Origin of the sequence: Actinomadura sp. NPDC048021 (assembly GCF_040653135.1) — a bacterium.
GTDB lineage: Bacteria > Actinomycetota > Actinomycetes > Streptosporangiales > Streptosporangiaceae > Spirillospora > Spirillospora verrucosospora.
The window spans coordinates 178,300-200,924 of record NZ_JBEZJQ010000015.1 but is presented as its reverse complement, the minus strand read 5'-3'; the positions used below and the strand labels follow the sequence as shown (position 1 = coordinate 200,924).

Sequence of the window (22,625 nt, the reverse complement as noted above, 5' to 3'; positions counted from 1 at the left end):
GACCGGCGCCGCGTCCGGCCGAGTGTCAGGAAAGACATCTTGCGGTACTTTCATGCCATGCATCGCGTGGCGGCGCTCGTCCACCCACCCCAGTCGACCTTCGAGCTCGGCTGCGCGGCCCAGATGTTCGGCGTCGAGCGCGCCGGGCTTCCGGTCCGGTACACCTTCGGCGTGTGCACGGAGCACCCCGGCCCCGTCGCGACACTGGCCGGGTTCGACATGCTCGTGACCGACGGGCTGGACGCGCTCGACGCGGCCGACACCGTGGTCGTCCCGGGCTGGCTGCCCGCCGGCAGACCCCCGTCCCCCGCGGTCGTGCACGCCCTGCGCCGCGCGCACTCCCGCGGCGCGCGAGTGGTCAGCATCTGCTCCGGCGCCTTCGCCCTGGCGCACGCGGGCCTCCTGGACGGGCGGAAGGCGACCACCCACTGGGCCCTGGCCGGCGAGTTCGCCGCCCGCTTCCCGCACGTCCAGGTCGACCCGGACGTTCTCTACGTCGACCACGGCGACGTCGCCACCAGCGCCGGAGCCGGAGCCGGCATCGACCTGTGCATGCATCTGATCCGCTCCGACCAGGGCGCCCGGTACGCCGCCCACGTCGCGAGGACCATGGTGATGCCGCCCCACCGCGAGGGCGGCCAGCTCCAGTACTCGGCGCCGCCGCGCCCCGCGCAGATCGACGGCACGCTGGCGCCGCTCCTGGACTGGATCGCCGAGCGGCTCGGCGAACCCGTGACCATCGAGACCATGGCCGCGCACGCGGGCGTCTCCACCCGCACCCTCGCCCGCCGGTTCGCCGAGCAGCTCGGCACCAGCCCCGGGCACTGGCTGCTCACCCGGCGCATCGCCGCGGCCCAGGACCTGCTGGAGTCCTCCGACCTTCCCCTGGACGCCATCGCCCGCCGCGCCGGCCTCTCCTCGGCCACCAACCTGCGCAGGCGCTTCCTCGCCGCCCTGGGCACGACACCGGGCGCCTACCGCCGCACCTTCCGCACTCAAGCGGATTCCGCAGGCGCCCCGGCGTCGTCCAGCACGCAGCCGCCGGAGAGCTAGGCGTCGTCGGACTGGGGAAGGCTCGCCTTGGCCGTCTCGTAGTCGCCGCTCGGGGCCTCGTCGTCCAGGCGGTAGACGAGGTGGACCACGCCGGTGCCGAAGGTCTCGGAGGAGACGAGCTTCAGCGGCAGCGGCGCGTCGGCGTCCTCGAACAGCCGCATCCCCTTGCGCACGGCGATCGGGTGGACCAGCAGGTGCAGCTCGTCGAGCAGGCCCGCTTCCAGAAGCGCGCGGACGACCGAGACCGAACCGCTCATCGCGATGTCCGACGTGCCCGGTTCCTTCTTCAGCGCGGTCACGGCCTCGATGAGGTCGCCCCGGAGCAGCTCGGAGTTGCGCCAGGTGAAGTCGAGGTCCTGGCCGGACACCACGATCTTGCGGGCGTCTCCGAGCTTCCTGGCGAAGTCGGCGTCCTCACCTCCGGCCTTCTCCCGGTCCGGCCACGCGCCCGCGAAGCTGTCGTAGGTCCTGCGGCCGAGCAGGAGGGTGTCGGCCGACCCCAGCTGGGCGTCGACGGCCTGGCCCATCTCCTCGTTGAAGTACGGGAAATGCCAGTCCTGCGGGTCTTCGACGACTCCGTCGAGCGAGATGAACAACCCTGCTGTGATCTTCCGCATCCTGCGACTCCTTCGACAGCCCGGTGGAAAAGGTGCTCACAGGATCTGACCACCGCCGCCCCCGGAACTCATCGGTTCCGGCTGCATCCGGCCGTACGCACTGCCGCCCCGGCGCGGCGGCCTCACCTGAGCGAACGGCTGAAGAGCCGGACGTCCTCCACCAGCAGCTCCGGCACCTCCATGGCCGCGAAATGGCCGCCCCGGTCATACTCCGACCAGTGCCCGACAGAGCCGTCCGGGTCCATCAGGGAGCGGATGGTGGTGTCCGCGGCGAAGACCGCGACCCCCACCGGCACATCCGGCTTCGGGGCGGGCCCGCTCTGCTGCGCCGCGAAGGCCTTCCATGCCCGCATGCCGTCGTAGACGGCGTGCGCGGAGGACGCGCCGGAGCCCGTGAACCAGTAGAGGCTCACGTTGGCGAGAAGCTGGTCCCGGTCCACCGCCGCGTCGGGGAGGTCGATCGCCGGGTCCGTCCACTCGCGCACCTTCTCCACGATCCAGGCCAGCTGGCCGACCGGCGAATCGTTCAGGGAGTACGCCAGCGTCTGCGGTCGCGTCGACTGCAGGGCCAGGTAACCGGTCCCCTCCTCCCTGAACTCGTTGAACTTCCGCGCCCGGGCCCGGTCCGCTCCCGAGAACCGCTCCGGCTCAAGGGCGGGCCCGAACGGCGGGGCAGCGCCCGTCCCGGACAGGTGGACGCCGGCGACCTGCCCCGGAGCGACCAGGGGGAGCATCCCCGCCACCCCCGAGCCGACGTCCGTTCCCTGCGCGACGTACCGCTCGTATCCGAGGCGGCGCATCAGTTCCGCCCACATCCGCGCGACGCCGAAGAGGTTGAAGCCCGCCTCGCCGATCGGGTTGGAGTATCCGTAGCCCGGAAGCGAGGGCAGGACGACGTGGAAGGCGTCGCGGGGATCGCCGCCGTGGGAGCGGGGATCGGTCAGCGGCCCGACGGCCTTCATGAACTCGACCGGCGAACTGGGCCAGCCGTGCGTGAGCACGATCGGGAGCGCGCCCGGCTCCGGCGACCGCGCGTGGAAGAAGTGGATCGTCTGGCCGTCGATCTCGGTCGTGAACTGCGGGATCTCGTTCAGCGCCGCCTCCTGCGCCCGCCAGTCGAACCCGGCGGCCCAGTACTCGGCGAGTTCCCGCAGGTATCCGGCCGGCACGCCGCGGCTCCAGTCGTCCACCCCCACGGCCGCCGGCCAGCGCGTCGCGGAGATCCGGGCTCGCAGGTCCTCGATCTCGGCGGCCGGGACGTCGATGCGGAAAGGACGGATGTCGTTCGTCATGGGAAACACGCTACGGGCCAATGCGGAACAGATCGTTCCGCGATTCGCGGCATCATGGAGCGATGATGCGAACCTCGGTCCGGCTGCTCCGGCTGCTGTCCCTCCTCCAGGCCCGGCGCGACTGGACCGGGCCCGAGCTGGCGGAACGCCTCGACGTCACCACCCGGACCGTCCGCAACGACATCGAGCGCCTGCGGGAGCTCGGGTATCCGGTGGACGCGGCCCCGGGGGTCGGAGGCGGCTACAGCCTCGGCACGGCCGCCGTGCTGCCGCCGCTGCTGTTCGACGACGACGAGGCGGTCGCGGTGGCGATCGGGCTCCGGACGGCGGCGACCGGCGCGGTCTCCGGCATCGAGGAGAGCTCGGTCCGCGCGCTCGCCAAGCTGGAGCGCCTCCTGCCGTCGCGGCTGCGCCGCCGCGTCGGCGCGCTCGCCTCGGCGACGGTCGCGCTGCCCGGCTCCCAGCCGCCGGTGGACGCGGCCGTCCTGACCGCGATCGCCGCCGCCTGCCGGGACCACGAGCGCCTGCGCTTCGACTACCGCACGCACGGCGGCGCGACCGGGCCCCGCGTGACCGAACCGCACCGCCTGGTCGCCTCCGGCCGCCGCTGGTACCTCCTCGCCTGGGACCTGGAGCGGGACGACTGGCGCACCTTCCGCGTCGACCGCGTCGTCCTGCGTCCGCCCGCCGGCCCCCGGTTCACGCCCCGGGACATGCCGGACGAGGACGTCACGACCCGCCTCGCCTCCGGCCTCGCGCAGGCCACGTGGGCCTACAGAGCGCGGGTCGTGGTCAACGCGCCGGCCACCGAGATCGCGGCTCGGCTGCCCGCCGGCATCACGGTCGAACCCGGCGAAGACGACACCTGCGTCGTGGAGGTCGGCTCCGACGACCCGTCCATGCTCACCGTCTACCTGGGCATGCTGGGCGCCGACTTCCGGATCGACGAGACCGCGAACCCCGAACTCGCCGACCATCTGCGCGCCCTCGCCGCCCGCTACACCCGCGCCACCGCCCCCGGCCCCAGCGCGGGCACACCGGGAACGTCACCGACGTAGGCGCCCTGCCTCGCGCCGCCGGAGGCTGGGGTCAGAGCTTCTCGATGGTGGCGAAGCGAAGGACCAGGGTGCGGACGCCGTAGTCGCCGCCGAAGTCAACGCTGGCCTTCTCGCCCTTGTCGTAGACGGAGACGACGGTGCCCAGCCCGAAAGCGTCGTGGGTGACCTTGTCGCCTGGCGACAGGGACGGGACCGGACGGTTTCCCGGTGAGCGGGTTCCCGGGCGTTCCGCCATCCGCGACATGGCGGAACCGGACGTGGAGGACGCCTCGCGTTCCCATTCGACGAGGGATTTCGGGACCTCGCCGAGGAAGCGGGACGGCGGGTTGACCTGAGGCGCTCCCCACGAACTGCGCATCGTGGCCCGGGAGACGTAGAGGCGCTGCCGGGCGCGGGTGATGCCGACGTAGGCGAGACGGCGTTCCTCTTCGAGCTCCTTGGGGTTGCTCATGGCGCGCAGGTGCGGGAAGACCCCGTCCTCCATGCCGGTGAGGAAGACGACCGGGAATTCGAGGCCCTTCGCGGTGTGCAGCGTCATCAGGGTGACGACGCCGTGCTCGCTTTCTTCGGGCTGCTCTCCCGGCGGCACGGGCCCGCCCTTCGCGCCCCCGGGAATGGAGTCGGCGTCGGCGACGAGGGCGACCTGCTCCAGGAACTCGGGAAGGCGGCCCTCGGCGGACTCCCCGTCGAGGCGCTCTTCGAACTCGCGGGCGACGGCTTCGAGCTCCTGGAGGTTCTCGATGCGGGTCTCGTCCTGCGGGTCCTTGGACGCCTGGAGCTCGGCCAGGTAGCCGCTGGCCTTCAGCACCTCGGCGATCAGGTCGGCGGGGGCGAGCGACTCGGCGGCGGCGCGCAGCTCGTCCAGCAGGGCGACGAAGTCGCGGACGGCGTTGAGCGAGCGGGTCGCCATGCCGGGGACGTCCTCGGGCGTCCGGAGGGCCTGCCAGAACGAGATGCGCTCGCGGGACGCGTACGCCTCGACGCAGGCCTCGGCGCGGTCGCCGATGCCCCGCTTGGGGACGTTCAGGATGCGGCGCAGGGAGACGGTGTCCTCGGGGTTGGCGAGGCAGCGCAGGTAGGCGAGCGCGTCGCGGATCTCCTTGCGCTCGTAGAACCGGACGCCGCCGACGACCTTGTACGGCAGCCCGACCCGGATGAAGACCTCTTCGAAGACACGGGACTGCGCGTTGGTGCGGTAGAAGATGGCGACGTCGCCGGGACGGGCCTCGCCGTCATCGGTGAGCCGGTCGACCTCGCGGGCGACGAACGCGGCCTCGTCGTGCTCGTTGTCGGCCACATAACCGGTGATCTTGTGGCCCTCGCCCTGGTCGGACCAGAGCTTCTTGGGCTTGCGGTCGGCGTTGCGCTCGATGACGGCGTTGGCGGCGGACAGGATCGTCTGCGTGGAGCGGTAGTTCTGCTCCAGCAGGATCGTGGTGGCGTCGGTGTAGTCGCGCTCGAACTCGAGGATGTTGCGGATGGTCGCGCCGCGGAAGGCGTAGATCGACTGGTCGGCGTCGCCGACGACGCACAGCTCGGCGGCCCCGACGCCCTCCACCGGCGCGGTCAGCTCGCGGACGAGCTCGTACTGCGCGTGGTTGGTGTCCTGGTACTCGTCCACCAGGACGTGCCGGAAGCGGCGCCGGTAGTGCTCGGCGGCCTCCGGGAACACCTGCAGCAGGTTGACCGTCATCATGATCAGGTCGTCGAAGTCCATGGCGCCGGCCTGCTGGAGCCGCGCCTGGTACATCTCGTAGGCCTCGGCGAGCGTCTGCTCCATGTGCGTGGACGCCCGCGCCTTGAACGTCTCGTAGTCGATCAGCTCGTTCTTCAGGTTGGAGACCTGGGCGCTGAACGACTTCGGCGGGTAGCGCTTGGGATCGAGGTCGAGCTCCCGGCAGACGAGCGCCATCAGCCGGTTCGCGTCGGCCTGGTCGTAGATCGAGAAGCTGGTGGGGAAGCCGAGGCGCTTGGCCTCGCGGCGCAGGATCCGGACGCACGCGGAGTGGAACGTCATCACCCACATGGCCCGTGAGCGCGGCCCGACGAGGGCGTCGACCCGCTCCTTCATCTCGGCGGCGGCCTTGTTGGTGAAGGTGATCGCCAGGATCTGGCCGGGGTGCACCTCCCGCTCGCCGAGCAGGTGGGCGATGCGGTGGGTGAGCACCCGGGTCTTGCCCGAGCCTGCGCCGGCGACGATCAGCAGGGGGCTGCCGGAGTGCACGACGGCGGCGCGCTGCTGCGGGTTGAGGCCGTCCAGCAAGGGGTGAGCTTCGGTCTTCGACATCACGTGCGAGTCTACGGCGCTGCGCGGACGTTTTCGGCGCGTCCGCCGAGCCGGGGTGTCCGGCCGGGCCGTACCACCTCCGCACCTCTTCCGAGCTCGCCCGGGGGCCCGGCGGCAGCATGTGGACAGATGGGATGCCTTTTGGACACGGTGGGTTGACTCGATCTCACGTTCCGGCGGACGTTGAAGATGAGGCGGACACCGATCGGGCTCCGGCCCGTACTCGGAGTGCAAGGCCCTTATTTGCATCCCCGCATGTCCGCGCACAGCGGCGCAGAGTCAGCAGGGACTCGCGCACTGTCACAGGGGAGGTGGCTTCGATGACCCACCAGCAGGAACTCCAGACGCAACTCGACGCCGAGATCGTCGTACCCGCGCAGTGGACGGGACGCGCGTCCCAGGCGGCGGCTCCGCCGGTTCCGCGTTCCGTCCCGCGCCCGGTGCCGGTTCCCGTGCCGGCGCAGCCCGGCCACAGGTTCCTGATCTACAAGCAGGACCCGTCGGTCACCGAGCTCGGCGCGCGGCTGACCTACATCCCGACCGTGGTGCTGAACGGCCCGATGGACGTGCGCGTCCAGACCGAGTTGCCGGGCGTCACCCCGGTCGCCCGCAACATCGACGGCGACTTCGTGTTCACTCCCGGGACCCCGCAGTTCGACTGCGCGCACACGTTCGCGGTGGTGCGGGAGACGATCGCCATGTACGAGCGCCACAACGGCGGGGTCCCGATCCCGTTCGCGTGGAACGTCGGGGGCAACACCGAGCGCATCACCGTCTTTCCGCATGCCGCCGAGGGCGCGAACGCGTTCTACACGCGGACGGCCAAGGCGTTGAAGTTCCTCTTCTTCACGCCGAAGGGACAGCCTCCGCAGAACGTGCTCTACACGTGCCAGTCCCTCGACATCGTCGCGCACGAGACGGGCCACGCGGTCCTGGACGGCCTCAAGCCCGGCTGGCTGTCGGCGGACGCGCCGCCGCAGACCGGCGGGCTGCACGAGTCGTTCGGCGACATCACGGCGATCTTCCTGGCCCTGGCGCAGCCGGACCAGGCGGACGCGCTCGTCGCGCTCACCAAGGCGAACCTGCACGACAGGTCGTTCCTGGCGGAGCTGGCCGAGCAGTTCGGCCAGGCGCTCGGCATGCCGTCCGGGCTCCGCAACGCCGACAACGACCTCAAGCTCAGCGAGGTCGGCAACGAGGTGCACGCGATCTCGCAGGTGTTCACCGGCGCGATCTACGACATCCTCGCCGACGTCTACACCTTCGAGATGAGCCGGCAGCAGCGCACGAAGGACGCGACGATCGTGCTGATCGAGACCGCGTCCGCGCTGTGCAAGCTCGTGTTCGACGCGATCGTCGCGTCCCCCGCGACCGGCGCCCGGTACGTGGACGTGGCGAACAGGATGCTCCAGGCCTCGGCGAGCCGCGGCGACCCGGCCGTCTACCGGACGTTCATCCGCAACCGGTTCGCCGTCCGGGAGATCACGACGGCGGCGACGCCGCTGCGCGACCTGATGAGCGGGCAGATGGCGATGACCGAGGCCGCGTACACCGGGGACGGCCAGGACGTCACCGAGGTCGAGCCGCACGACGAGAACTCGGCGAGCCTGCTGGCCGCCCAGGACCGGTCGCGCTGCTGCGGAACCATGCAGATGCCCGAGTACCGGCTCGTCCCTGAGGAGAAGCTGGCCCAGGGCGGTCCGCTGGACAACGACGACATCCTCCGGAGCCAGCTGGACGAGCTGCGCAGCACGTTCGGCTAGCGGCACCGGCCAGGCGGTCGCCGGGCGGCACCGTTCGGGAGGTAGCGACCCGCGGCGAGCGGGTAGCGAGCAAGGAGCAGGCCAGTCGACGGGGAGGTGCGCGGGATGCGCGTGACGATCGAGAGCACCGGCGGTTTCACCGGCCAGAGCGCCGTCGTCGCGCAGTACGACACCGCGACCCTCCCCGCCGGACAGGCTGGCCGCGTCCGCGACGCCGTGGACGCGCTGGCCGCCGCGCACGCCCGGGGCGAGTCCGGCGAGATCGGCGCCGACCTCCCCGCGTACCGGATCACGGTGTCCGGGGACGGAGCCGAGGAGTACGGGGCGGAGGGGGAGCCGCGCGTCTACGAGGTGCGGGGCGACCCGACCGCCGGGGTCGCCTCCGTCCTGGGCACCCTCCTCGAAGGCCCCGACGCCACCCCCTGACGAACCCGCTGCACGTCCCGGCCGCGCGGCGCCGCGGTGAGGCCGGGGCGCCGCCGGCCGGGCACGGACGCGGGGTCAGCTCGTCTTGCGGTGGTCGCGGGCGGATTCGGCCGCGGCGTGGACCGCGGCGAGGTCCGCGCCGGTCGCGGCCATGGACGCGGCGGCGACGGCGCCCTCGACCAGCGGGGCGTCCGCGAGCAGGACGTCGTCGCCCTCGGCGTCCTCGATGAGCATCTTGGCGGTCAGCACGGAACTGCCGAGGTCGGCGAGCAGCACGACGCCGTCGCCCCCGTTCGCGGCGGCGACCGCCTGCTCGACGAGGTCGATGCTCGTCCCGAGACGCCCTTCGGAATCTCCCCCGGCGGGTTCGACGACGGCCTTGCCGACGCCCATGGCGCGGGCGACCTCGGCGACGCCCTCGGCGAGCGTCCGGCTGTGGGAGATGATGACGATGCCGACCATGTCACGCCACCCCCGCGGATTCCGCGACGTCGGCGAGGGTTTCGAGCACCAGGGCGGTGGACGACGCGCCGGGGTCCATGTGCCCCTCGCTGCGCTCGCCCAGGTAGCTCGCCCGGCCCTTGCGCGCCCGCATCGGGACGGTGCCGTCCGCGCCCTTCGCGGCGGCCTCGGCGGCGGCCCGCGCGCATCCGGCGAGGCCGGAGCCGTCCGCCAGGGCCGCCTCGTACGCCGCGACGGCCGGAGCCAGCGCGTCGACCATCGTCTTGTCGCCCTCGGCGGCCTTCCCGAGATCCTGGACGCCCTCCAGGGCGGCCCGGAGCGCGGCGCCGAGCGCGGCGGCGTCCACGTCGGCGGCGTCGCCGAACGCCTTGCCCGCGCGGCGCAGCGCCGTCCCGTAGAGGGGGCCGGACGCGCCGCCGGTCTTCGACACGATGGCCCGGCCGGCCGCGATCAGCACCTTCCCCGGCGGGGCGTCCCCGGGCAGCGCCTCCACGGCGGCGCGGAAGCCGCGGTCGAGGTTGAGGCCGTGGTCGCCGTCGCCGATCGCCGCGTCCAGCCGCGTCAGCCGCTCGGCGTCGGCGGACACCCGCTCGGCCGTCCGCCTGATCCAGGCCGCGAAGTCCCCCGCGTCCATCGAGTCCGCGCTCATCGGCCCCACCGCAGCCCCGGCGTCTCGACGGGCGCGTCCCACAGGCGGACCAGCTCGGGCGTCACCCGGCACACGCTGATCATGCAGCCCGCCATCTCCAGGCTGGTCACGTACGGCCCGACCAGGCGGCGGACGACGGTCGCGCCGTGCCCCTCCAGCCATTCGGCGGCCGCCGCGTAGGCGACGTACTGCTCGATCAGCGGGGTGCCGCCCATCCCGTTGACCAGCACGAGCACCTCGGAACCCGACAGCGGCATGTCCGCGTCGATCGCGCTGAGCGCGGCGTCCACGATCTGCGCGGCGGTGCCGATCCTGACGCGTTCGCGGCCGGGCTCGCCGTGGATGCCGATGCCGAGCTCCATCTCGTCCTCGCCCAGCTCGAACGTCGGCGTCCCGGCCGCCGGGACCGTGCAGGACGACAGCGCCACGCCGAAGGACCTGCTGCGCTCGTTCACCTCCCGGGCCGCGGCCGCCACGTCCGCGAGCGGGGCCCCCTCCTCGGCGAGCGCCCCGGCGATCTTCTCGGCGAAGAGCGTGGCGCCGGTGCCGCGCCGCCCGGCGGTGAACGTGCTGTCCTCCACCGCGACGTCGTCGTCGACGATGACGGACACGACCTCGATGTCCTCGTCCTCGGCGAGTTCGGCGGCCATCTGGAAGTTCATGACGTCGCCGGTGTAGTTCTTCACCAGGTGCAGCACGCCGGCGCCGCCGTCCACCGCCATCGTCGCGGCGATGATCTGGTCGGGGACGGGAGAGGTGAAGACCTCCCCGCAGCAGGCCGCGTCCAGCATCCCGTGGCCGACGAATCCGGCGTGGAGCGGTTCGTGCCCGGATCCGCCGCCCGAGACCAGGGCGACCTTCCCGGTGCGCGGGGCGTCCCCCCGGATGACGGTCCCGGTCCCCGGGTCGACCTTCAGCGACGGGTGCGCGGCGGCCAGCCCGCGCAGGGCGTCGGACACCACGTCCGCCGGGGCGTTGATGAGTTTGCGCATGTCTCAGGCTTACCCCGGCGAAGCGCCCCCTCCCAGGCCCAATCGCCGATCTTGCGAACCGGGGGTGCCCGGAGGCCCGCGCCCGCATAGGTTGCACCCGTGACGAAGGCACCGAAGATCCTTTATGACTGCGACACCGGCATCGACGACGCGATGACGCTGCTGTACCTCGCCTCGCTGGTGCGGGCGGGGAAGGCGGAGCTGGCGGCGGTCGGCACGGTGCACGGCAACATCGACCCGATGACCGGCGCGCTGAACACGCTGCGCGTCCTGGAGGCCGCCGGCGTCCCCGCGGGCGAGCCCGGGCCGGGAGGGCCCGTGGTGCCGGTCGCGGTCGGCGCCGCCCGGCCGATGGCGCAGGACGTCCACTACGCGCTCGACTGGCACGGCACCGACGGCCTCGGCGACACGCACCTCCCCGAGCCCGCGGGGCGCCCGGTCGCCGAGCCCGCCGCCGCGCAGATCGTCCGGCTGGCCCGCGCGATGCCCGGCGAGCTGACCCTGCTCGCGACCGGCCCGCTGACCAACCTCGGCTCGGCGCTGCTGCTGGACGGCGAGCTGCCGTCGCTGATCCGCGAGGTCGTGGTGATGGGCGGCGCGTTCGACCACCCCGGCAACATCACCACGCACGCCGAGGCGAACATCTGGCACGACCCCGAGGCCGCCGACCTGGTGTTCGCGGCGGACTGGCCGATCGTCCTGGTGCCGCTGGACGCGACGCACCCGACCGCCGTCCACGACGACTGGCTGGACAGGCTGGCCGCGCACGACACCCCCGTCGCCCGGTTCGCCGCGAACATCCTGGAGTTCTACGCGGACGCCTACACCCCCACCCTGAGGCGCCGGGGCGCCGTCATCCACGACGCCCTCGCCGCGATGCTGGTCGTCGACCCGGGCCTCGGCGAGTACGTCCAGCGTCCGGTGCGGGTGGAGCTGCGGGGCGAGCTGACGCGCGGCACGACCGTGTGGGACGCCCGCTCGCTGCCCGCCGAGGACACCCGCCGTCCGGTGAAGGTGGCCGTGGGCAGCGACGTCGCGCGGTTCCAGGAGCGCCTGCTGTCGGCCCTGCTCACCTTCTGAGCGGGAGCCGCCTCCCGGCCGCCTCGGATCCGGTCACCCGGCGCACCCGGAACGTTCGCCGAAAGCACGGCGTCCGGGTATGCCGGGACCGTTGGCCGACCTTATTGTTGAAGATGTGACCAACGTTCTGGACGACAGCGAAGTGCAGCGGATCCTGGCCGTGATGGCGCACCCCGACGACGTCGACTTCGGCGCGGCCGGGACGGTGGCGCACTGGACGGACCGCGGGATCGAGGTCGTCTACCTCATGATCACCGACGGCGACGCGGGAGGCTTCGACGACGGCGTCACCCGCGAGGAGATGGCCGCCCTGCGCCGCGAGGAGCAGCGCGCCGCGGCCAAGTGCGTCGGGGTCGGCGACGTCCGGTTCCTCGGCTACCCGGACGGGCGGGTCGAGGTGGGCTTCGGCCTGCGCCGCGACATCGCGCGCGTGATCCGGCAGGTGCGCCCGGACCGGGTGCTGATGCCGAGCCCCGAGCGCAACTACGAGCGGATCTACCCCAGCCACCCCGACCACCGGGCCGTCGGCGCGGCCGCGCTCGACGCCGTCTACCCCGACGCCCGCAACCCCTACGCCTATCCGGAGCTGCTCGCCGACGAGGGCCTGGAGGCGTGGACGGCGCGGGAGGTGTGGCTGTCCGGAGGCCCCGTGGTGAACCACTACGTCGACATCACCGACCAGTTCGACCGGAAGGTGAACGCGCTGCGGGCCCACGCGAGCCAGACCGCCCACATGGGGGACGGCCTGCCGGAGATGCTGCGCGGCTGGCTCGCGGCCAACGCCGCCGCCGCGGGGCTGCCCGAGGGACGTCTCGCCGAGTCGTTCCAGGTCGTCGACACCGCCTGAGCCCCGCCACGACTCCCGGGGAACGCGCCCCCCGGGTAATGCGCCGCTCTCGCAAAGGCTCCCCGAAGCGGTCAGGTCACTCAAGTCTCGGTCACTTAGCAAATACAGTCTCTTACAAGCCGTAATCAGCCTCCGAGCGGGCATGTACCCCCATGTGACAGAACTCGGGGGGTCGTCATGCCGCGTGAGATCGAGGCCACCGCCACATCCGCCGCCGCGCCTGAGGTGATCTTCAAGCACGTCTGCGTGCCGGAGGCATGGGACGAGTGGGGCGGTTTCTGGACCAGGGTGCGGCGGGAGTCCGCCGGTGAGGAGCACCCGAACGGGCTCGGCGCCGTCCGGTACGTCCGGTCGTGGCGGGAGGAGGTCGTGGCCTGGGACCCGCCGCGGCACTACGGCTACATCGCGCTGGCCGGCCACCCGGAGCGGCGTCTTCGCGCCGACATCACCCTGGAGCCGCACTTCGCGGGCACGCTGATCCGCTGGCGCGGCGAGGTGGACGGCTTCCCGGGCACCGGACCGCTCACCAGCGCCGTCCTGCGTCGCCGCCTCGACGCGTACGCGCGCCGGTTGGCGCGGCATTCCGAGCGCTGCGAGCCGGGCTGCCCGGCCCGCCTGCCAGGCGCCCTCTAGGCCCACACGCCACCCAGGCGCGCACCCCGGGGCGACACCTGCCCACGGGGACGCGCGCCCGCGAGCGCCTGCCCCTGAAGAGCCACGGAGAGCCCGTCCGGCCACGCACGACCAAGAACTCGTGCGCGGCCGATGAGTCGCGCACGGCTAGAGGGCTCACCTGCAGCCGGTAGGCCACGCGTTCATTTTTGTTGGGTCGCATGAGTTTCGGGGGAATCGATGCGGCGTCAGTTGGTTGCGCTCGCTCTCTTGGCGGGTGGCGGGGCGGGTTCGGCCGCCTACTGGTTCATGGCGGACGGGGCGCCGCACGGGGGCCGTGTCGTCGCGAACGCGGGCGAGTCCTCATCGACGGGGCGGGACGTGTCCACGGTCCGGCTGGCGAGTCGCCCATTCGACTCGGGGGCGCTCCGCCAGGCGGTGCGCGCCTATGTCAGGAACCGTCCGGGCAGGGCCGGGGTGATGGTGAAGGACCTCAGGACGGGGGCGTCGTTCGGCGAGAACCAGGACGGGCGGTTCGTCTCCGCCAGCATCATGAAGGTCGACATCCTGGCGAGCCTCCTGCTGCAGCGGCAGACCGGCGGGCGAGGGCTGAGCGGCACGGAGCGGGCGCTGGCCCGAACGATGATCAGGGAGAGCGACAACGCGGCGGCGGACGCCCTGTACTCCGCGGCCGGTCGCGGCCCCGGAGTCGCGAGGACGAACCTGGCCTTCGGGCTGAAGGACACGAAGCCGTTCCCCACCTCATGGGGGTCGTCCTGGACGAGCCCGGCCGACCAGGTGCGCCTCCTGACGAACCTGGCGTCGGACGAGAGCCCGTTGGAGGCGCGCGGGCGCCGGTACGTCCTCGGTCTGATGGGGTCCGTGCTGGACGAGCAGGCGTGGGGCGTCAGCGCGGCGGCGCGGCCGGGAGAGCGGGTGGCGCTGAAGAACGGCTGGGTGCCGCTCCGCTTCCAGGGGCACGGCTGGTCGATCAACAGCATCGGCCGCGTCAGCGGGCCCGGCCACGACTTCGTCATCGCGGTGTGCAGCGGGGGCAACCCGACGATGGAGACGGGAGTGTCCACCGTCGAACACGTCGCCGACATGGTGGTCGACGGCTTGCGCGGGTCGGGAGGGTGAGGGGGTTCGCGCGGAGGGAAGGCCTCTGGTCCGGAGAAACCGGTACGGAAAGAGGCTGGCGCGGAACCGGGGGAGCCGCGGTTCCGGACCGGGCGGCGGGCCGGCCGCCCAGCGTACGCCGGGAACGTCAGCGGTGCAGAGGTCGCGTGAGCTTCTTGCCGTCGGCGGCGGCCACGGCGACGCAGGTGACGGTGCGGTCGCCGGACTTCCACGAGTCGGCGGTCGGGTAGTAGTAGGAGTTCGCGATGCCCCGGGCGGCCGGGTCGCGGTTGATCCGCGCCTGCGTGCGGAGCTTGCACCCGGTCAGGGCGAGCTGCTGGAGCCGCGCCTCGGGCGGCATGACGTAGCCCTTCAGCCGGAAGACGGCCGTCACCTCGCCGTCGTGCGGCCCCGTGCAGGGCACGATCTTGACGCTCTCCACCTCGACCGGCGCCTCGGTCGCGGTGCTGGTGGCGCCCGAGTTGTCGTTGATGCAGTCGCCGAGCTTCATCTTCTCGGCGTCGACCTCCTTGGGCTTGGTCGGGGTCACCTTGGGCGCGGCCCCGGCGTCGTCGGACGAGCCGTCTCCGCTGAGCGCGAAGGCGGCGATGCCGCCCACGAGCCACAGGCAGGACAGGACGATCCCGGCGATCGCGAGGCCGCGGCCCTTGCCGCCCTTCTTCGCGATCTGGCTGAGCGCGACGGCGCCGAGGACGAGGCCGACGACGCCGAGGCATCCGAGGAGGCCGGTCACGAAGGCGGCGATCGCCAGCCCGTTGGTCTTGTCGGAGTCGGATCCGTACGGGGAGCCGGGACCGTGGTCGCCCGGCATCGGCGGGGGCGGGGGCTGGGGCGGATAGGGGGCCTGCGGGCCCGGCTGCGCGGGCCCGGGTGGTGGATAGGTCATGACGAGCGACTGTTCCACACCGGAGGGTGTTCGTGATCATGATGCGCGGCAACCGGGGATTACGATTCGCTCACAACCGCAGTGAAAACGTTTACTTCCCGGCCCGCCCGGGCAGGGTGTTGCCCCTCTAGACGAGGCGGCGGGCGGCGGCCCAGCGCGACAGCTCGTGCCGGTTCGACAGCTGGAGTTTCCGCAGGACGCTGCTGACGTGCGTCTCCACTGTCTTCACCGAGATGAACAGCTCCTTGGCGATCTCCTTGTAGGCGTAGCCGCGCGCGATCAGCCGCAGCACGTCGCGCTCCCGCTGGGTGATCTGGTCCAGCTCCGGGTCCACGGACGGGGCGTCCGTGGCGGCGAACGCGTCCAGGACGAATCCGGCGAGCCGCGGCGAGAACACGGCGTCCCCGTCGGCGACCCGGCCGATCGCGTCCGTCAGCTCGGGGCCGGAGATCGTCTTGGTCACGTAGCCGCGGGCTCCGCCGCGCACGACGCCGATGACGTCCTCCGCCGCGTCCGACACCGACAGCGCGAGGAACTTGGACGAGACGGCGCCGTGCAGCCGCCGCAGCACCTCGATGCCCCCGCCGCCGGGCAGGTGGACGTCCAGCAGGACCACGTCCGGCCGCGTCTCCCGGATCACCGCGACCGCCTCGTCGACGTCGCCGGCCTCCCCGACGATCTCGACGCCCCCGCCCAGCTCCGCCTTCACGCCGGTCCGGAACATCTGGTGGTCGTCGACCAGCACGACCCTCTTCAACGACCCGCTCATGCCCACGTCCCGCTCCACCTCACCCCGCGCTGCCGCCCCGGCGGCCGCGCTCACGACTTCCTGATCTCCAGGCGCACCTCGGTGCCCTCGCCCGGCGCGGTGCGGACGGTGGCCTTGCCGCCGTTGCGCTCCATACGTCCGATGATGGACCCTCGGACGCCCATCCGGTCCTCCGGGACCTGGTCGAGAACGAATCCCCTGCCCCGGTCGCGGACGAAGATGGCGATCTCGTCGCCCTCCACCTCCGCGTACACCGACACCGAGGGCGCCTCGGCGTACTTGGCGGCGTTCACCATCGCCTCCCGCGCGGCCTGCAGCGCGGCGCCGAGCCGGTCGTCCAGCGCCGTGTCGCCCACGCAGACGACCTCGATCGGGACGTTGTGGTCGTCCTCGACCTCTCCGGCCGCCTCCCGGATCGCGGCGGCGAACGTCTGGTCGGGGTCGGCGCGCGGCTGGTAGAGCCAGCTCCGCAGCGTCCGCTCCTGGGACCGGGCGAGCCGCTGCACCTCGCGGGTGTCGTGCGCGTTCCGCTGGATGAGGGTCAGCGTGTGCAGCACCGAGTCGTGGATGTGGGCGGCCAGCTCCGCGCGCTCCTGGGACCGGATCCGCTCGTGCCGTTCGGCGTCGAGGTCCTGCCAGAGCCGCACGACCCACGGCGTCACGATCACAGCGACCCCGGTCAGGATGATCAGCATGGCGATGAGGACGGACCGCGCCTGGTCGGCCTCCACCTTCTGCGCCACGAAACCGCCGATGCCGCCGACGACGAGGAGCAGGCCGAGCAGGCTGCGCAGCCACCTCTGGCGCAGCGGCAGCGTCCAGCGCTGCCGCTGGTCGCGGTCGGCCTGCTGCCACAGGATCGCGGCGCCGACGCCGCCGACGATGAACGGCCACAGCGCCCACCGGACGACCCCGGCCGCGCCCCACGGCAGCGCCGCCAGCCCGAACGCCACGGCCGCGTAGGCGAGCAGCTGGCCCCAGTCCCGGCCGCGCCGCCGCCCGGCCGCCTCGGCCGAGGACCTCTCCCGGACGGGGAGGAGGATCCAGAACGCGGCATAGGCGGCGAACCCGAGCCCGCTCGCCATCGTGAGCAGGACGAAGGCGCCTCGGACGAGGAACACGTCCACGCCGAGGTGCACGGCCAGCCCCCGGCCCACCCCGGCGACGAGCCGCCCCTCGGCCGCCCGTTCCAGCCGGGCCGGCCCGAGGGGGCTCGCGCCCGCCGGTCCCGGCGGCGCCGCCGGCCGTTCCGCCGTCTCCTGGCTCACCGCCGTCCTTCCCCAGGTTCTCCCACGTCACCGATCGTCACACGCCCGGACATGTTTCGCATCAGGGAACCACCCCGGGCCGGTCTCAGGGTCGGAATCAGGGACGACCCCGATACCGCGCGCCGCGCGGGGCAGGCGACCATGGCTGTCATGGGCGAGAAAGAGGGCCAGAACGAGGACCTGCACGGGCGCACCGACGACGGGTCCGCCACCGGTGACCGCGGCGCGGCCGGTTACCGGCGGCTCTCGCGGGACGCCGAGCGGAAGGTGCTCGCCGGCGTGTGCACGGGGCTCGGCCGCTACACCGGCATCGACCCGGTCGTGTTCCGCGTCGGGTTGGCGGTCCTCGCGCTCGCTCACGGGCAGGGGATCTTCCTCTACATCGTGGCGGCGCTGCTGATGCCGGCGAGCCCGGGCGAGTCGTCGCTCGCCGAGCAGTGGCTCAAGCGGTGGTTCGACGGGCAGGCCGTCCTGACGATCCTCGGCGCGCTGCTGTGCGTGGGCGTCGCGTTCAGCCTCTTCGGCGGGGTCCCCACCGACGCCATCGCGCCTCTGGTGGTGGTCGGGCTGGTGCTGCTGGTCGCGCACTCCCGGGGCGTCGACCTGATCTCCGTGGCGCGGACCGTCCCCGAACGGATCACCGGGCACACGCCCGAGCCCTCCGCGAAGTGGGCGCGGGCCGAGACCGCGTCCGTCGGCGGCGTCTCGCTCGACAAGGACGTTCCTCCCCGCGAGCACGGCCCCCTCGGCGAGCACGGGCCGCTCGGCGGGCCCGGGGCCTCCGGGCGGGGCGGGCTGCCCGAGGGCATGATCGATCTCGCCGCGTACTCGGCCGCGTGGACGGACGCGCCCGGCGCCGCGCCCGCGGCGCCGGCCCGGGAAGGCTGCGGCGGCCGGACGTCGCCGGTGGCGGCGATCACGCTGCTCGCGGCCATGGGCGCCGGCGCGGCGCTGATCCCGATGGCCAAGGACCACCCCGCCCCGGACTCCTGGCTGATCGTCATGGCGCCCGCGCTCGCCGTCCTCGGGCTCGGCCTCGTCGTCGGCGGCTGGTTCCGGACGGGCGGCCTCGCCGCGGCCGGGACCGCCCTGACCCTCGCCATGCTGACCACCACGGTCGCGGGCGACGTCCCGCGCAACGCCGAGTACGGGGAGGTCGACTGGCGCCCGACCGACACCTCCCAGATCGGCCGGGTGTACAAGGTGGGCGTCGGGCAGGGCGACCTCGACCTCACCGCGCTGCCGGTCGCGGCCGGCCAGCGGGTCACGATCGACGCCGAGGTCGGGCTCGGCGGCCTGGAGGTCACGGTGCCGCCCACCGCCCGGGTGCTGGTGGACGCGCGGATCGGCCTCGGCGACGTGCGGATCGACCACCGGACGACGAGCGGGCCCGCCGCCAAGGTCGTGCGGACCCTGGAGCCGGAGGTCGCGCACGCCGCGAACCCGCCGGTGATCGTCCTGCGGATCCGCGGCAAGCTCGGAGACGTGGACGTGCACCGTGTCTGAGATCCCGCGCGCCCGTGAGACGGGTTCCGGCGAGACAGGTCACAGCGAGTGAAGGCGGGCAGGGAGATGGCCGGTAAGAAGGCGGCGGGCGAGAAGCGGTTCCGGTTCGATCCGGCGGGGCCCGTGACGGGGCTGTTCTTCCTCGCCCTGGCGGGGCTGTTCCTCGCGGACGGCCTGACGGACGGGGACGTCCTGCCCGTGACGGCGATGGTCCCGGTCGTGCTGATCGGCCTGGGGCTGGTCGGGACCGTCCGGGTGCTGACCCGCTCGCGGCGCCGCCACCTGCGCTGACGCGCCGGCGCCGCGGCGCCGCTGTGACCCGTGCCGCACGGCCCGGGGCTTCCCCCCGGACGGCGAACGCCGAGTAATGTGACCTCGACGGCAGGTGACGGATCGAGGGCCGATGGCGGGGAAGGCCGGGACACCGGAGACGGGGTGCGCCGAGGCGCTGCCCGGATCCCGGTCCGCGCTGGACCCGCGCCGCGCCATCAAGCCGGGCCGCCACGGCCTCTCCCCCGAGACCGTCGCCGGGATCCAGCGGGAGCGGCTGATCGACGCGCTCGTCCACGTCGTCTCGGAGCGGGGCTTCGCGCACACGACGATCAGCGGGGTCACCGAGGGCGCGGGCGTCACGAAGAAGACGTTCTACGCGCACTTCTCCGACCTCGACGCGTGCTTCCTCGCCGCCTACCAGCGCGGCATGGACATCCTGCTCCGCCGGATGACCGAGGCCTACGAGGCCGCGCCGTCCTGGCCGGACGGCATCCACGCGGCGCTTCGCGCGCTCCTCGCCGCCCTCGCCCGCGAACCGCGGTTCGCGCGGGCGTCGCTGGTGGAGGTGAACGCGGCGGGGCCGCAGGTCAGGCAGGCGCGCCTCGACAATCTCACCCGGTTCCGCGCCTTCTTCACCGATCCGTCCCTGGCGCCCGTTCCGACCCCGGTGGTGGACGCGATCGTGGGCGGCATCTACAGCGCGATCCACGTCCAGATGGAGACGGGCGAGGCGGAGGAGCTTCCGTCGCTGCTGCCGTCCCTCACCTATTTCGCGCTGCTCCCCCTCGTCGGCCGCGAGGCCGCCTCCCCCTACCTGACCGGCGACCCCGGCTGACCTGGCCTGACCGGCGCCGTACGGGTTCCTGGCCGCCCCGGGCCCGGCGCGCCCCCTCCCCGGCCGGCCGCTGACCGGAAGCGGCCGGAGGCCCCCGCGCCCCTTGACGTGAAAAACCCACGGGTTTCTATTGGTGTGGATCTTGCGTGGGACCTCCGGGCGGTCCGGGCCGTCCCGCGCCGACCCCCGGTGCACGCGCGGCGGGCCTAATCCCCCGGGGCCCGCCGCGCGCTCTCTTTCCCTGGAGGACCCATGCGGCCGGCCGTGGCCACGCTGTGCCTGTCCCTCGCCGCGCTGCTCGCCGCCTCGCTGGCCGGCTGCAGCGACGCGGGCGAGCCGGAGCCGGCGCGGTCCTCACCGGCCGCGCCGGCGGCTCGTCCGACGCCGCCGGTGCTGAACGGGGTCCGGCCCGGCGCGGAGAAGAAGTCGCCGCTGGACGGCACCTGGACGACGGGATCCGGTTCGCGGCGCGTGGCGCTCTTCCTCTACCGGGGCGCCGCCGCGCTGAACGCGCCGGGCTTCTGCACCGGCACCGTGGACGCGCAGGGCCGGATCAAGCTGAGCTGCGCGAACGGCTCCCGTGACCGGCTCGACGGGCGGGCCGCCCTGCGCTCGGGCGAGCTGGTGGTCACGTGGGCGGGAGGTCCCAAGGACGTCCTGCACCGGCGTGCAGGCTGACCGCGAACGCCGGACCCGGATTCGTCAGCGCGGGCGGGCCGCCGTGGACGCGGACCCGGTTGGCCCGGAGCGGACGCTCGGTGACGCCGCGCGCGGTGATCGTCACCTCGGCCAGCTCGCCCGCGATCAGGGTGCTGACCCGGGTGGGGATCGTCCCGCCGTGGCCGGGCGGCCAGGTCGTCAGCCAGGTCCGGCCGTCCAGCGGGACGTGCACCGGCCCGGCGGCGTCGAACCGGACGAGGCGCCACCACTCGCCGGGACGTCCGGCGAGGTCGCCGACGCGGGCGGCGAGCTGCCCGACGGTCGCGGGACGGACGGCGGTGGCGCGGCCGTGCGGATCGTCCTGGCCGCGCATGGTGAGGTCGGGAACCACGGAAAGGTCCATGGGAAGTCCTTCGTGCAGGTGTGCCGGCTGGGAAGGGGACCGTCAGCGGAAGCGACGATCACCCGGAAGGGGGATCAGCGACAACACGAAGGACACAGCGCGCTGGCCACGCGGCCCAGGGCCACGGGGCTGTCGGTCAGCACGCGCTTCGTCACGCCCACAAGGAGACACTCGGTAACCGAACCTTGTCAAGCTGATCACTCGGAGTCGACCGGACTCTTCCCGGCGAAGGCCCCCGCGGCGCCTCGACGGGCCTCGCCCCGCGCCGCGGGCTCAGCGGCTGAGGAACACGTAAACGACCCACGTGAGCACCAGGGTCACGAGCAGCGACCCCAGGCAACCCAGGCGGGAAGAGAAAAAGAAGAACATAGGCGGCCCCTACCCCGGAAACGCCAAATATCCCCTGCTCAGAACGGTGGCGCCCGCCCCGAACGGCGTCCGCGCGGCCGAGGCCCGGGCGGCCTCCCGCTCCTGAGGGACGGGTCGTGAATGGCTCCGGCCGATCGACCGTCGTCGCTGGTGAACGGCAGAAATCCAGCGATCACGTGTTTTCGCCCAAAAACCGGAGAAAGTGGGGTTGTTCCCATTACGGTCGGCCCGGAGCCGCTGACGGAACGGATCAGGCTCCCGACCGATCGGACACTCCGACGCTGCGGAGAAGCAACGTGACCCCCCAGACCGAAACAGACGCCGCGGAAGCGACTCACATGGACGAGGTGGACGTCAATCCCGACGTCCACCGGGCCACCGAACCCGACGAGGAGCAGATCCTCCGGGAGCTGTACGGCGAGCCCGACGCCGACGGCATCTTCCGCGGACAGGGCGCGGCCCTCCTGGACGAGACCCAGCAGGACGGGACCGAGCAGGAGGACCCGTCATGAGCGCCGCGGGAATGATCGCCGAGGCCCGCAAGTCGCTCGGGATGGCGGGACGCCCGAACACCATCACCCGGGAGTACGCCTCCAGGCACGGAAGCGAGTTCCTCAAGGCGTCCTGGTGCGACATGGCCATCACCTACTGGGCGCGGCACAGCGGCAACGCGGGCGCCGTCCTGCCCGGCGGGGACCGCGCCTACACCGTGTGGCACGCGCAGGACTTCCAGAAGGCGGGGCGCTGGCACAGCGGGACCACCGCGAGCGTCAACCAGGCCAAGCCCGGCGACATCGTGTTCTTCGACTGGGGCGCCACCAACAGCATCGGCGCGATCGACCATGTCGGCGTCGTCGAGAAGGTCCTCGGCGGCGGGCGGCTGCAGACGATCGAGGGCAACACGAGCGACTCGGTGAGGCGCCGCGTCAGGGACTCCAGTGTCATCGCTGGTTATGGACGGCCCGCCTACGGCGGGGGCAACTGGACGGAGGACATGGTGAAGAAGCTGCCGCAGCTGAACAAGGGCGACTCCGGCGAGCACGTGGAGACCCTGCAGGGGCTGCTGCTGGCGCGCAGCCACCCCGAGGTGAGCATGACCGGCAAGTTCGACGACGAGACCGAGAAGGCCGTGAAGGCCGTGCAGCGGTGGGGCGGCGTCGACGACGACGGGGTCGTCGGGCCGAAGACCTGGCCGGTTCTGCTCCGCGTGCACTAGCGGCCATCAGTACCCCAGACGTCGGTAAATAAGCGACGCCGGGGACTAGTACGGCATTCAACCCCGGCATAGGTTCGGAGGGTCGCCTTCCACGGAGGTGGCCCCGATGACGTGGCCGGATCAGCGCGCTCCTCCCAGGGACGTCTCTCTCTGTCCACCCCG

General features: G+C 72.7%; 24 protein-coding genes. 14 read left to right on the top strand and 10 right to left on the bottom strand.

Annotated elements, in window-relative coordinates; translation table 11 throughout:
* Positions 1–57: 57 nt before the first annotated feature.
* Positions 58–1,053 carry a helix-turn-helix domain-containing protein gene (locus AB0C87_RS25455; RefSeq protein ID WP_345176626.1) on the top strand — a complete coding sequence of 332 codons (996 nt, stop codon included), beginning with the start codon at positions 58–60 and terminating at the stop codon, positions 1,051–1,053.
* Here the strand turns inward: AB0C87_RS25455 and AB0C87_RS25450 are convergent.
* Both AB0C87_RS25450 and AB0C87_RS25445 read right to left on the bottom strand, forming a co-directional pair.
* Entirely contained in the window at positions 1,050–1,670 is a 621-nt protein-coding gene (locus AB0C87_RS25450) for a dihydrofolate reductase family protein (RefSeq protein ID WP_345176623.1), read from the bottom strand. The two genes, AB0C87_RS25455 and AB0C87_RS25450, sit on opposite strands and share 4 nt — an antisense overlap.
* A 122-nt stretch (positions 1,671–1,792) precedes the next feature.
* Complete coding sequence (locus tag AB0C87_RS25445) at positions 1,793–2,962, bottom strand: epoxide hydrolase family protein (protein ID WP_345176621.1); 1,170 nt, start codon at positions 2,960–2,962, stop codon at positions 1,793–1,795.
* 62 nt (positions 2,963–3,024) lie between these two features.
* On the opposite strand from AB0C87_RS25445, the gene AB0C87_RS25440 reads away from it, so the two are divergent.
* Positions 3,025–4,020, top strand: coding sequence for a WYL domain-containing protein (locus AB0C87_RS25440; RefSeq protein ID WP_353833998.1), 996 nt, complete (start codon positions 3,025–3,027; stop codon positions 4,018–4,020).
* A gap of 31 nt (positions 4,021–4,051) precedes the next feature.
* On the opposite strand, the gene pcrA is transcribed toward AB0C87_RS25440, so the two are convergent.
* A complete protein-coding gene (gene pcrA / locus AB0C87_RS25435) occupies positions 4,052–6,307 on the bottom strand; it encodes a DNA helicase PcrA (protein ID WP_345176617.1) in 2,256 nt (751 codons plus the stop codon).
* 320 nt (positions 6,308–6,627) lie between these two features.
* Between pcrA and AB0C87_RS25430 the strand changes: the two genes are divergently transcribed.
* Both AB0C87_RS25430 and AB0C87_RS25425 read left to right on the top strand, forming a co-directional pair.
* Positions 6,628–8,070: a hypothetical protein gene (locus tag AB0C87_RS25430; RefSeq protein ID WP_345176614.1), complete on the top strand. Its 1,443-nt coding sequence runs from the start codon at positions 6,628–6,630 to the stop codon at positions 8,068–8,070.
* Between the two features lie 105 nt (positions 8,071–8,175).
* On the top strand, positions 8,176–8,496 hold the full coding sequence (locus AB0C87_RS25425) for a protealysin inhibitor emfourin (RefSeq protein ID WP_345176611.1): 321 nt from the start codon (positions 8,176–8,178) through the stop codon (positions 8,494–8,496).
* Positions 8,497–8,571: 75 nt separating this feature from the next.
* On the opposite strand, the gene dhaM is transcribed toward AB0C87_RS25425, so the two are convergent.
* The 3 genes from dhaM to dhaK are packed head-to-tail and all read right to left on the bottom strand — an operon-like array spanning position 8,572 to position 10,599.
* Positions 8,572–8,958, bottom strand: coding sequence for a dihydroxyacetone kinase phosphoryl donor subunit DhaM (dhaM, locus tag AB0C87_RS25420; RefSeq protein WP_345176610.1), 387 nt, complete (start codon positions 8,956–8,958; stop codon positions 8,572–8,574).
* 1 nt (position 8,959) lies between these two features.
* Complete coding sequence (gene dhaL / locus AB0C87_RS25415; protein ID WP_360579851.1) at positions 8,960–9,607, bottom strand: dihydroxyacetone kinase subunit DhaL; 648 nt, start codon at positions 9,605–9,607, stop codon at positions 8,960–8,962.
* On the bottom strand, positions 9,604–10,599 hold the full coding sequence (gene dhaK, locus AB0C87_RS25410) for a dihydroxyacetone kinase subunit DhaK (RefSeq protein WP_353834002.1): 996 nt from the start codon (positions 10,597–10,599) through the stop codon (positions 9,604–9,606). Before dhaK ends, dhaL begins: the two co-directional genes overlap by 4 nt.
* Before the next feature lie 99 nt (positions 10,600–10,698).
* Between dhaK and AB0C87_RS25405 the strand changes: the two genes are divergently transcribed.
* The 4 genes from AB0C87_RS25405 to AB0C87_RS25390 all read left to right on the top strand — a co-directional run bounded on the left by AB0C87_RS25405 (position 10,699) and on the right by AB0C87_RS25390 (position 14,278).
* Positions 10,699–11,679, top strand: coding sequence for a nucleoside hydrolase (locus tag AB0C87_RS25405; protein WP_360579849.1), 981 nt, complete (start codon positions 10,699–10,701; stop codon positions 11,677–11,679).
* A gap of 163 nt (positions 11,680–11,842) precedes the next feature.
* Entirely contained in the window at positions 11,843–12,526 is a 684-nt protein-coding gene (locus tag AB0C87_RS25400; RefSeq protein ID WP_345176836.1) for a PIG-L deacetylase family protein, read from the top strand.
* A gap of 177 nt (positions 12,527–12,703) precedes the next feature.
* Positions 12,704–13,159 (top strand): SRPBCC family protein, encoded by a 456-nt coding sequence (locus AB0C87_RS25395; RefSeq protein ID WP_345176603.1) that lies wholly within the window; start codon positions 12,704–12,706, stop codon positions 13,157–13,159.
* A 249-nt stretch (positions 13,160–13,408) separates the two neighbouring features.
* On the top strand, positions 13,409–14,278 hold the full coding sequence (locus AB0C87_RS25390; RefSeq protein ID WP_360579847.1) for a serine hydrolase: 870 nt from the start codon (positions 13,409–13,411) through the stop codon (positions 14,276–14,278).
* Positions 14,279–14,405: 127 nt separating this feature from the next.
* On the opposite strand, the gene AB0C87_RS25385 is transcribed toward AB0C87_RS25390, so the two are convergent.
* From AB0C87_RS25385 to AB0C87_RS25375, 3 genes are all read right to left on the bottom strand, one after another.
* Complete coding sequence (locus AB0C87_RS25385) at positions 14,406–15,164, bottom strand: DUF4190 domain-containing protein (RefSeq protein ID WP_345176600.1); 759 nt, start codon at positions 15,162–15,164, stop codon at positions 14,406–14,408.
* Between the two features lie 127 nt (positions 15,165–15,291).
* On the bottom strand, positions 15,292–15,933 hold the full coding sequence (locus AB0C87_RS25380; protein ID WP_353834006.1) for a response regulator: 642 nt from the start codon (positions 15,931–15,933) through the stop codon (positions 15,292–15,294).
* Positions 15,934–15,983: 50 nt separating this feature from the next.
* Positions 15,984–17,126 carry a PspC domain-containing protein gene (locus tag AB0C87_RS25375; protein ID WP_345176834.1) on the bottom strand — a complete coding sequence of 381 codons (1,143 nt, stop codon included), beginning with the start codon at positions 17,124–17,126 and terminating at the stop codon, positions 15,984–15,986.
* 225 nt (positions 17,127–17,351) lie between these two features.
* On the opposite strand from AB0C87_RS25375, the gene AB0C87_RS25370 reads away from it, so the two are divergent.
* The 4 genes from AB0C87_RS25370 (at position 17,352) to AB0C87_RS25355 (ending at position 20,493) form a co-directional block, all read left to right on the top strand.
* The gene (locus AB0C87_RS25370; RefSeq protein ID WP_360579845.1) at positions 17,352–18,707 is read left to right on the top strand and encodes a PspC domain-containing protein; all 1,356 of its coding nucleotides are present in this window, start codon (positions 17,352–17,354) and stop codon (positions 18,705–18,707) included.
* Between the two features lie 66 nt (positions 18,708–18,773).
* A complete protein-coding gene (locus AB0C87_RS25365; RefSeq protein ID WP_345176594.1) occupies positions 18,774–18,998 on the top strand; it encodes a hypothetical protein in 225 nt (74 codons plus the stop codon).
* 112 nt (positions 18,999–19,110) lie between these two features.
* On the top strand, positions 19,111–19,815 hold the full coding sequence (locus AB0C87_RS25360) for a TetR/AcrR family transcriptional regulator (protein WP_345176591.1): 705 nt from the start codon (positions 19,111–19,113) through the stop codon (positions 19,813–19,815).
* 252 nt (positions 19,816–20,067) lie between these two features.
* On the top strand, positions 20,068–20,493 hold the full coding sequence (locus tag AB0C87_RS25355; protein WP_360579843.1) for a hypothetical protein: 426 nt from the start codon (positions 20,068–20,070) through the stop codon (positions 20,491–20,493).
* On the opposite strand, the gene AB0C87_RS25350 is transcribed toward AB0C87_RS25355, so the two are convergent.
* Complete coding sequence (locus AB0C87_RS25350) at positions 20,444–20,878, bottom strand: cysteine dioxygenase (protein WP_360350641.1); 435 nt, start codon at positions 20,876–20,878, stop codon at positions 20,444–20,446. The two genes, AB0C87_RS25355 and AB0C87_RS25350, sit on opposite strands and share 50 nt — an antisense overlap.
* Positions 20,879–21,585: 707 nt before the next feature.
* Between AB0C87_RS25350 and AB0C87_RS25345 the strand changes: the two genes are divergently transcribed.
* Together AB0C87_RS25345 and AB0C87_RS25340 are read left to right on the top strand one after the other, a co-directional pair.
* Positions 21,586–21,759 carry a hypothetical protein gene (locus AB0C87_RS25345; protein ID WP_345176585.1) on the top strand — a complete coding sequence of 58 codons (174 nt, stop codon included), beginning with the start codon at positions 21,586–21,588 and terminating at the stop codon, positions 21,757–21,759.
* Positions 21,756–22,463, top strand: coding sequence for a peptidoglycan-binding protein (locus AB0C87_RS25340; RefSeq protein WP_345176582.1), 708 nt, complete (start codon positions 21,756–21,758; stop codon positions 22,461–22,463). The genes AB0C87_RS25345 and AB0C87_RS25340 overlap by 4 nt, the downstream gene beginning before the upstream one ends.
* Positions 22,464–22,625: the final 162 nt, after the last annotated feature.

Bases quoted from the DNA above. Each gene is read 5' to 3' on its own strand.
- AB0C87_RS25455 (WP_345176626.1), top strand. From the start codon at position 58: ATGCATCGCGTGGCGGCGCTCGTCCACCCACCCCAGTCGACCTTCGAG.
- AB0C87_RS25450 (WP_345176623.1), bottom strand. From the start codon at position 1,670: ATGCGGAAGATCACAGCAGGGTTGTTCATCTCGCTCGACGGAGTCGTC.
- AB0C87_RS25445 (WP_345176621.1), bottom strand. From the start codon at position 2,962: ATGACGAACGACATCCGTCCTTTCCGCATCGACGTCCCGGCCGCCGAG.
- AB0C87_RS25440 (WP_353833998.1), top strand. From the start codon at position 3,025: ATGATGCGAACCTCGGTCCGGCTGCTCCGGCTGCTGTCCCTCCTCCAG.
- pcrA (WP_345176617.1), bottom strand. From the start codon at position 6,307: ATGTCGAAGACCGAAGCTCACCCCTTGCTGGACGGCCTCAACCCGCAG.
- AB0C87_RS25430 (WP_345176614.1), top strand. From the start codon at position 6,628: ATGACCCACCAGCAGGAACTCCAGACGCAACTCGACGCCGAGATCGTC.
- AB0C87_RS25425 (WP_345176611.1), top strand. From the start codon at position 8,176: ATGCGCGTGACGATCGAGAGCACCGGCGGTTTCACCGGCCAGAGCGCC.
- dhaM (WP_345176610.1), bottom strand. From the start codon at position 8,958: ATGGTCGGCATCGTCATCATCTCCCACAGCCGGACGCTCGCCGAGGGC.
- dhaL (WP_360579851.1), bottom strand. From the start codon at position 9,607: ATGAGCGCGGACTCGATGGACGCGGGGGACTTCGCGGCCTGGATCAGG.
- dhaK (WP_353834002.1), bottom strand. From the start codon at position 10,599: ATGCGCAAACTCATCAACGCCCCGGCGGACGTGGTGTCCGACGCCCTG.
- AB0C87_RS25400 (WP_345176836.1), top strand. From the start codon at position 11,843: ATGGCGCACCCCGACGACGTCGACTTCGGCGCGGCCGGGACGGTGGCG.
- AB0C87_RS25395 (WP_345176603.1), top strand. From the start codon at position 12,704: ATGCCGCGTGAGATCGAGGCCACCGCCACATCCGCCGCCGCGCCTGAG.
- AB0C87_RS25385 (WP_345176600.1), bottom strand. From the start codon at position 15,164: ATGACCTATCCACCACCCGGGCCCGCGCAGCCGGGCCCGCAGGCCCCC.
- AB0C87_RS25380 (WP_353834006.1), bottom strand. From the start codon at position 15,933: ATGAGCGGGTCGTTGAAGAGGGTCGTGCTGGTCGACGACCACCAGATG.
- AB0C87_RS25370 (WP_360579845.1), top strand. From the start codon at position 17,352: ATGGGCGAGAAAGAGGGCCAGAACGAGGACCTGCACGGGCGCACCGAC.
- AB0C87_RS25365 (WP_345176594.1), top strand. From the start codon at position 18,774: ATGGCCGGTAAGAAGGCGGCGGGCGAGAAGCGGTTCCGGTTCGATCCG.
- AB0C87_RS25360 (WP_345176591.1), top strand. From the start codon at position 19,111: ATGGCGGGGAAGGCCGGGACACCGGAGACGGGGTGCGCCGAGGCGCTG.
- AB0C87_RS25355 (WP_360579843.1), top strand. From the start codon at position 20,068: ATGCGGCCGGCCGTGGCCACGCTGTGCCTGTCCCTCGCCGCGCTGCTC.
- AB0C87_RS25350 (WP_360350641.1), bottom strand. From the start codon at position 20,878: ATGGACCTTTCCGTGGTTCCCGACCTCACCATGCGCGGCCAGGACGAT.
- AB0C87_RS25345 (WP_345176585.1), top strand. From the start codon at position 21,586: ATGGACGAGGTGGACGTCAATCCCGACGTCCACCGGGCCACCGAACCC.
- AB0C87_RS25340 (WP_345176582.1), top strand. From the start codon at position 21,756: ATGAGCGCCGCGGGAATGATCGCCGAGGCCCGCAAGTCGCTCGGGATG.